Annotated in this window: 1 protein-coding gene and 1 pseudogene; both read left to right on the top strand. The window is 68.2% G+C overall.

The features are described 5' to 3' along the window. Positions 1-730 (top strand): hypothetical protein (locus AB0J09_RS65200; protein WP_360714573.1); only part of this gene is annotated, 730 nt, incomplete at its 5' end. A gap of 167 nt (positions 731-897) precedes the next feature. Further along, a pseudogene (locus AB0J09_RS65195) lies at positions 898-1,219 on the top strand (hypothetical protein); the annotation flags it as partial.

Raw genomic sequence — 1,219 nt, 5'->3', positions numbered from 1 at the left:
TGCAGGCCCAGGTCCACGCCCCGGTCGCCGGCGGCCTCAGCGTGACGGCGGCGGCGCGCTGATGTCCACGCGGGCGGAACTGTCGGCGATCGCGCGACCGCTGGTGGCCAAGGTCAAGGACCATCCGTTCTGGACGGGCCTGCGAGCGGGGACGCTGCCGCCGTCATCACTGTGGTACTTCGCCGAGCAGGACGCCCGCTACGTCGTTCCCACCTATGCGCGGGCGCTGGCCCAGTGCGCGGCGATCGCCGAGCGGGACGAGCACGGCACTCTGCTCTGCTCCGCGGCGAGTGCCACGTTCGGCTCGCTGCCCAAGCTGGCCACGGGACTGTCCGAACTGGCCGCCGGGCTTCCCCTGGCCGGTCCGGACGGTACCGCGGCCCGCCCGATGATTCACGCCTACACGTCCTTCATGCTCGCCGCGCCCACGATCTCGTTCGCCGCCGGCATAGCCGGCCTGCTGCCGATGAGCTGGTTTCATCTCTTCGTCTCGAACGATCTGCGGGAACGCTGCGAACCCGGATCCCGCTACGCCTCCTGGGTCGAGCAGTATCCCCCCGGCGGGGACTACGAGGGCTACGTGAACTCCTACCTCGCCATGATCGACGAGGTGGGCGCTCAGTGCTCGGCCACCGACAGGAAGCGACTCGTCGAGCAGTTTCTCATCGGCGCACGTTTCGAATGGGCCTTCGCGGACGCCGCCTGGCGGCACCAGGAATGGGCCGTTTAGCCCTCGTCGAGCAGCCGTCGAGCCGGTCGGCTCAGACTCGCTTCCCACGTCCCTTCCTGGACCAGAAGCAACACGTTCTTGGAGCAAAGCACATGGATAACACGTCGGAAAACGTGCGGAGGAGCCGTGGCCCCGCTGCCCACATCATTCTCTTACTCGTCGCCGTCATGAGCACGTTCGTATTGGCCGGTGCCCCGGCGCAGGCGGCGGCGACGACCACCGGCACCAAGTATTACGTCAACTGCAGTTCCGGAAACGACTCCGCCTCCGGCCTGTCCTCGAGTACGGCGTGGCGGACCCTGGAGAAGGTCAACTCGATCGTCTTCAAGCCGGGCGACTCCATTCTCTTCCGCCGTGGCACCACCTGCCAGGGAGTCCTGAAGCCGCAGGGGTCCGGCACGGCCGACAACCCCATCGTCATCGCCTCCTACGGCACCGGTGCCCGCCCCGCCATCGCCGGCGGCGGGGCACGCGCCACCGTGTTCCTGC

It is taken from the genome of Nonomuraea sp. NPDC049784, assembly GCF_040659615.1.
Classification (GTDB): Bacteria; Actinomycetota; Actinomycetes; order Streptosporangiales; family Streptosporangiaceae; genus Nonomuraea.
This window is presented reverse-complemented; position numbering and strand designations above follow the sequence as displayed.